Consider the following 6,611-nt stretch of genomic DNA (forward strand, 5'->3'; position numbering starts at 1 on the left):
TAGTCCATATCATGATAATGAAGAACACCTTCGTCATGTGCGTGAACTATATGGGCAGGTATTAGCTTTCTTCTGGACATATCTTTAGATACCTCTCCTGCTACTAAATCCCTTTGAGTAGAAGCTATAGTAGTCGGCAGATGATGATATTCAAAGAAAGGAATTATTGCCGAAAAGGTAATCTTTGCAAAGATTATTTTTGGGGTTATACATAATATGTATAGCACTGTCACTTATTTTTAAGTGGTGAGCTACAAGGTTTACTTTGATATGGCGTTATTAAACGTACAAAGTATACCTTTGTACGTTTTTTTATATATATATAAATATAAGCTCTCCCTTAAATTTTTCTCTATGTTATTAATGTTAAATATAAAATATATTATTACGGGGTGATTGAAATGAAAAAAGTTAATGTTGCTTTAGTTGGTGCTACTGGTATGGTGGGCAGAACTTTCATAAAAGTTTTAGAAGAAAGAAATTTTCCAATAGATAATATCTATATGTTCTCTTCTGCAAAATCTGCAGGTTCTATTGTAAAATTTGCAGGCAAAGATATTGTTGTTGAGGAGCTTAATGAAAATTCTTTTGATAAGGATATTCAAATAGCTTTATTCTCTGCTGGAGGGTCTATAAGCGAAAAATATGCACCAATAGCAGCTTCTAAAGGTGTAATCGTAGTAGATAACTCAAGTCAATGGAGAATGAATCCTAATGTTCCTTTAGTTGTTCCAGAAGTTAATCCAGAAACAGTAAAAAATCACAAAGGAATAATTGCAAATCCAAACTGCTCTACTATTCAAGCTATGGTACCTCTTAAACCATTACACGATAAATATGGTTTAAAAAGAGTTGTTTACTCAACTTATCAAGCTGTATCAGGCTCTGGGGTTAGAGGCGTTCAAGATTTGGAAGACGGAATACAAGGAAAACCAAATACATTCTATCCTCATCCAATAGCTTTTAACTGTCTTCCTCATATAGATGTTTTCGAAGAAAATGGATATACAAAAGAAGAAATGAAAATGGTAAATGAAACTATGAAAATCTTAGAAGACTACAATATCAAAGTTACTGCTACTACTGTAAGGGTCCCTGTAAGAGGTGCTCACAGCGAATCTATAAACTTAGAATTTAATAAACCATTTGAGTTGGAAGATATATTTACTATTCTAAAAAATGCTGAAGGTATAACTATTGTGGATAATCCAGCTAACAATGAATATCCTCTAGCAGTTGATGCTGAAGGTCATGATGAAGTTTATGTTGGAAGAATCAGAAGAGACTTCAGTGTGGATAATGGTGTTAATATGTGGGTTGTTGCTGACAACATAAGAAAAGGTGCTGCTACTAATGCAGTTCAAATAGCTGAATTATTATTAAAGTATGATTTAGTATAAAAACAAGTTTTGATAAATATTAATTAATAGAGGTTAAATTTAAGAAAAAGGGGAGATTTTTTATGATATTTAAAGGTTCTGCAGTTGCTTTAGTTACACCATTTGATGAAAGTGGGAATATTAATTTTGAGAAAATAAAAGAATTAGTAGAGTTTCAAATTGCAAATGGCACCGATGCAATAGTTGCTTGTGGTACTACTGGGGAGGCTAGTACTATGAATGACGAGGAACACTTATCAGCTATAAAAGCTATCGTTGATGCTGTTAATAAAAGAATTCCTGTAATAGCTGGAACTGGTGGAAATGACACCGCTCACTCTATCTATATGAGCCAGGAAGCTGAAAAATTAGGCGCAGATGCTCTTTTAATTATAACTCCTTATTACAATAAAGCTAATAAATCAGGACTTAGAAAACATTTTGTATCTATTGCAAATAGTGTTAAACTTCCTATAATTTTATACAATGTTCCTTCTCGTACAAAAGTTAATATACCACCTGCTCTTGTTGCTGATTTAGCTAACAATGTGGATAACATAGTAGCTCTTAAAGAGGCTTGTGGAGATTTAGCTCAAGTAGCTGAAGTTTGTAGATTAGTTCCAGAAGGCTTTGCTGTATATTCTGGCAATGACGATTCCATACTTCCTCTACTTTCAGTAGGTGGATCTGGAGTTATATCAGTGCTTGCTAATATTTGTCCAAGAGAAACTCATGATTTGGTAGCAAAATTCTTTGAAGGCGATATAGAAGGTTCTAGAAAATTACAATTAGGCATGAAACCTTTAATAGATGCTTTATTTATAGAAGTTAATCCAGTACCAGTAAAAACTGCTGTAAATTTAATGGGATTCAATGTGGGAGACTTAAGACTTCCTCTCGCTGAAATGGAAGAACAAAATTTAGAAGTTTTAAAAAGAGAATTAGTTAATTGGGGACTAAAAATACAGGAGGCAACATGTTAAGAGTAATTATAAATGGATATAGCGGTAGTATGGGTAAAGTTTTAACTAAATGTGTTAATGAAGACAGCGAGCTTCAACTTGTTTGTGGTGTATCTAGAGATGAGTTAGAAGTTCCATTCAAAACTTATTTTAAAATGAGCGATGTGTCTGAAACTGCTGATGTAATTATAGATTTCTCTCATCACTCTACTATAAATGATACTTTAAGTTATGCTACTAAAACAAAAACTCCTTTAGTAATAGCTACTACAGGATTTAATGAAGATGAATTAGGAAGAATAAAAGAAGCTTCTACTATTGCTCCTATATTCCACTCTTCTAATATGTCACTTGGTGTAAATGTATTAGTTAAATTAGTTAAAGAGGCTGCTAAAGCTCTTAATGAATTTGATATAGAAATAATAGAAAAACATCATAATAAGAAACTGGATTCACCAAGTGGTACAGCTATTATGATCGCTAATGGAATTAAAGATGTTCTGCCAGGCAGTGAATGCATCTATGGAAGATATGGTCGCTCTGAAAAGAGAAAGCCTACTGAAGTCGGCATTCATGCCATAAGAGGTGGAACAATTGTAGGTGAACACACTACTATCTTTGCAGGGCATGATGAAGTAGTAGAAATAAAACATACAGCTCAATCTAAGGATATTTTTGCTAAGGGTGCTATTGCTGCTGCAAAATTCTTAGTAAATCAAGAAGCTGGATATTACAATATGAATAATATGCTAGACTAAAAACTAGACAATTTGGGGAGGATGACAATGGTTAACTTAAACGATGCTTATGAAATAGCTAAATATATAAAAGATGCAGAAAAACAAACACCTGTAAAAGTTTATATTTCAGGTGATATAAAAATAGAAAAAAATGATAAATACAAAGTATTTGGCAATGAAGGTTCTTATGTTTTAATTGGGGATTATAAAACTATAATGAATGATGTTGAAAACTTTAAGTCTTCTGTGGATAATATTCATGTTGAATATGACAGAAGAAATTCAGCTATCCCTCTTTATAACTTCTTACACGCTGAGGCTAGAATTGAGCCAGGTGCATTAATAAGAGATATGGTTACAATAGAGAAGAACGCTGTTATTATGATGGGTGCCGTTATTAATATAGGTGCTGTTGTTGGAGAAGGATCTATGGTAGATATGAACGCTGTAATAGGCGCTAGAGGAATACTTGGTAAAAATGTACACCTTGGTGCTTGTTCTGTAGTTGCTGGTGTTCTTGAGCCACCTTCTGCTACTCCTGTTATAATAGAAGACGACGTTTTAATCGGTGCAAATTCAGTTATCCTTGAAGGTGTAAGAGTTGGAAAAGGTTCTGTTGTTGCTGCAGGTTCTGTTGTTACAAAAGACGTTCCTCCAGGTGTTGTAGTTGCCGGTTCTCCTGCTAGAATAATTAAGAATAAGGATGGAAAAACTGCTGATAAAACTAAATTAATGGAAGGTTTAAGAGATTTAGATTAATTAAATTAAAAATCCTTACAATTTAAAAAGGCGAACAAACTATTTATGATTAGTTTGTTCGCCTTTTCTATTCATAGTAGCTATCCGATAAAATTAATTAGTATTGGTACTATAATAACTGTCATTACTCCTGATATTCCTATTGATAAAGAAGACATAGCGCCTTCCACTTCACCTATTTCTAAGGCTTTACTCGTCCCTAAAGCATGAGCAGAAGTTCCAATTGCAATTCCCTTAGCTACTGGATGCTTAACTCTACCTATTTTTAAAAGTTGTTCTGCAAATATATTTCCAAATATACCTGTTATTATTATACATACAACAGTTATTGACTCTACTCCTCCTAATTGATTTACAAGAGATATTCCCATAGGAGTTGTTATAGATTTTGGAATCATAGAGTAAATTATTTCATTACTTGTAGATGTTAATTTTCCTACTAGAACAACTATTATAAATGAAGTTACTACTCCTCCTAAAATACCTACTAAAATTTCCTTAAAATGCTTTTTTAACAAGTCAAATTGTCTATAAAGAGGAACTGCTAATACTACTGTTACAGGTCCTAACATAAAGTTTATTATATCTGCACCTGTTTTAAATTTTTCATATGGTATATTAGTTATTTTTAAAAATAGTATGATTAATATTATGCTTATCAACAAGTTATTAAATATTGGTTTCTGTGTTTTTTTCTGAATGTATAGACTTATGTTATAAAAAACCAAAATTGTTATTAGTCCAAATAATTGAGTATTTAATATTTTTTCCATTTAGTCTACCTTCCTTTACGCTGATCTTTCATCATTAATATCTGATGATATATTCTTTCTATTAATCATAAATTCTACGATCATTCCTGTAACAAGCATTACTATAATTGTTGCAGCAGTTCCACTTAATAATAAAACCAGCATATTATCTGTTATTAATCCCAGTGAATTTATAAGAGACACACCTGCAGGTACGAAAAATATAGCCATGTTTCCTAATAAGAAGTCTGACACATCTTTTATAGTTTCTTCTTTCATTATTTTAAATTGAAGTAATAGGAACAGTATTATCATCCCTATAATTGTTCCTGGCATAGTTATAATGTTACTTAATAAAGAACTAATTAACTCTCCTACTGCCCATATTCCAAGTATTATTCCTAATTGATTGAATATTTTCATGAGACTCCCTCTTCTTTAGTATTTTGTATTTTTTATAATTAAAATTATACAGCAAAAGGTGTCGTTAATAAACAACACCTTTATATCTATTTTATAAACCTTTGAAATATTCAATTCCCATAGCTTCTCTTACTTCTTTTAAAGTTTGAGCTGCTACTGCTTTAGCATTTGCACTACCTTTTTTTAATACTTCATATAAATATTCTTTGTTTTCTTCTAATTCTCTTCTTCTTGCTCTTATTGGAGCTAACTCTTCTTCAAGTACTTTTATTAATAATCTCTTAAGCTTAACGTCTCCTAGTCCACCCCTTCTATAATGTTCTTTTAATTCTTCTAAATGTTCTTTATCTTTGTAGAAAGCATCTAAGTAAGTGAATACTGTATTATTTTCCACATTTCCTGGATCTTCTACTCTTATGTGGTTAGGGTCTGTATACATGCTCATAACTTTCTTTTTAACTGTTTCTTCATCATCACTTAAATATATAGCATTTCCTAAAGATTTACTCATTTTAGCCTTACCATCAATTCCTGGCATTCTTCCTTCTATTCCTTCTGGATACATTCCTTCTGGCTCAACTAAAACTTCTCCATATATGTTATTGAAACTTCTTACAACTTCTCTAGCTTGCTCTAACATTGGCTTTTGATCATTTCCAACTGGTACTAAATCAGCTTTAAAAGCAGTTATATCTGCTGCTTGACTCACTGGATAAACAAAGAATCCTGCTGGAACACCTTCTCCACCAAATGATTTTTGTTTTATTTCTTCTTTTACAGTAGGGTTTCTATTAAGTCTTGCTACTGAAACTAAATTTAAGTAATAAGCTGTAAGCTCTGCTAATTCTGGTATTTGTGATTGTATAAATATATTAACTTTCTCTGGATCTAATCCAACTGCTAAGTAATCCATAGTAACTTCCATTACAGAATTTATTATTTTTTGTGGATCCTTTGCATTATCTGTTAATGCTTGTTGATCAGCTATCATGATATACATATCATACTCACCTGTGTTTTGTAATGCTACTCTGTTTCTTAAAGAACCTGTATAATGACCTAAATGAAGTTTTCCAGTAGGTCTATCTCCTGTTAATATTCTTTTTTTACTCATTTCTTCATCTCCTTGTGATATTTAATGTTCAGTAAATCTATAATTTTTTATAATAAAAAATTCGCTTCGCTCATATCGCCAACGGCTTCGCCCGTTGCTCAAATAACAAAGTTAGAAATTATACGTTATCCACAGAACAGATAACATATAATTTCCTTACAATTAAAAAAACTCCGTCCTAATACAATAGGACGGAGTGTTATATCCGCGTTGCCACCTAAATTGTGTACTATAAAATACACCTCTTAATTATTGATACTATCATACCTCAATTGCTGTAACGTGCAACTCACGATAAAGTCTACTCTCTAAATAGATTTCGATTTACTCCTAAAAGGTCCATTCATTAAATCTTTCTTGTTGAGATTCCACCATCCTCAACTCTCTATATTGAATCTTAATTTAACTACTCTTCCTTATCATCGGATTTATTATATGATTTTCTATTTTAATATTATTATCTTTTAGTTTAAATGTCAATA

General features: G+C 31.7%; 7 protein-coding genes, 1 pseudogene, 1 riboswitch and 1 other annotated feature. Of the genes and pseudogenes, 4 read left to right on the top strand and 4 right to left on the bottom strand.

Features of this window, described 5'->3' with window-relative positions:
• Positions 1-128, bottom strand: a pseudogene (nrdD, locus tag NSA58_RS20880) (anaerobic ribonucleoside-triphosphate reductase); the annotation flags it as partial.
• Positions 111-262, top strand: a riboswitch (Lysine riboswitch). Its footprint overlaps the pseudogene before it by 18 nt.
• A gap of 139 nt (positions 263-401) precedes the next feature.
• On the opposite strand from nrdD, the gene NSA58_RS13695 reads away from it, so the two are divergent.
• The 4 genes from NSA58_RS13695 to dapD all read left to right on the top strand — a co-directional run bounded on the left by NSA58_RS13695 (position 402) and on the right by dapD (position 3,840).
• Positions 402-1,400 carry an aspartate-semialdehyde dehydrogenase gene (locus tag NSA58_RS13695; protein WP_257560582.1) on the top strand — a complete coding sequence of 333 codons (999 nt, stop codon included), beginning with the start codon at positions 402-404 and terminating at the stop codon, positions 1,398-1,400.
• Between the two features lie 62 nt (positions 1,401-1,462).
• On the top strand, positions 1,463-2,362 hold the full coding sequence (gene dapA / locus NSA58_RS13700; protein ID WP_039679188.1) for a 4-hydroxy-tetrahydrodipicolinate synthase: 900 nt from the start codon (positions 1,463-1,465) through the stop codon (positions 2,360-2,362).
• On the top strand, positions 2,356-3,099 hold the full coding sequence (gene dapB / locus NSA58_RS13705) for a 4-hydroxy-tetrahydrodipicolinate reductase (protein ID WP_039679187.1): 744 nt from the start codon (positions 2,356-2,358) through the stop codon (positions 3,097-3,099). The genes dapA and dapB overlap by 7 nt, the downstream gene beginning before the upstream one ends.
• 27 nt (positions 3,100-3,126) lie before the next feature.
• On the top strand, positions 3,127-3,840 hold the full coding sequence (dapD, locus tag NSA58_RS13710) for a 2,3,4,5-tetrahydropyridine-2,6-dicarboxylate N-acetyltransferase (protein WP_039679186.1): 714 nt from the start codon (positions 3,127-3,129) through the stop codon (positions 3,838-3,840).
• A gap of 80 nt (positions 3,841-3,920) precedes the next feature.
• On the opposite strand, the gene NSA58_RS13715 is transcribed toward dapD, so the two are convergent.
• From NSA58_RS13715 to trpS, 3 genes are all read right to left on the bottom strand, one after another.
• A complete protein-coding gene (locus NSA58_RS13715) occupies positions 3,921-4,613 on the bottom strand; it encodes an LrgB family protein (RefSeq protein ID WP_039679185.1) in 693 nt (230 codons plus the stop codon).
• Between the two features lie 15 nt (positions 4,614-4,628).
• Positions 4,629-5,015 (bottom strand): CidA/LrgA family protein, encoded by a 387-nt coding sequence (locus NSA58_RS13720; RefSeq protein ID WP_039679184.1) that lies wholly within the window; start codon positions 5,013-5,015, stop codon positions 4,629-4,631.
• A 91-nt stretch (positions 5,016-5,106) separates the two neighbouring features.
• On the bottom strand, positions 5,107-6,129 hold the full coding sequence (gene trpS / locus NSA58_RS13725) for a tryptophan--tRNA ligase (RefSeq protein WP_039679183.1): 1,023 nt from the start codon (positions 6,127-6,129) through the stop codon (positions 5,107-5,109).
• 184 nt (positions 6,130-6,313) lie between these two features.
• Positions 6,314-6,561: a binding site (T-box leader), on the bottom strand.
• Between the last annotated feature and the right edge of the window lie 50 nt (positions 6,562-6,611).

The sequence above is a fragment of the Terrisporobacter muris genome (assembly GCF_024621905.1).
Classification (GTDB): domain Bacteria; phylum Bacillota; class Clostridia; order Peptostreptococcales; family Peptostreptococcaceae; genus Terrisporobacter; species Terrisporobacter muris.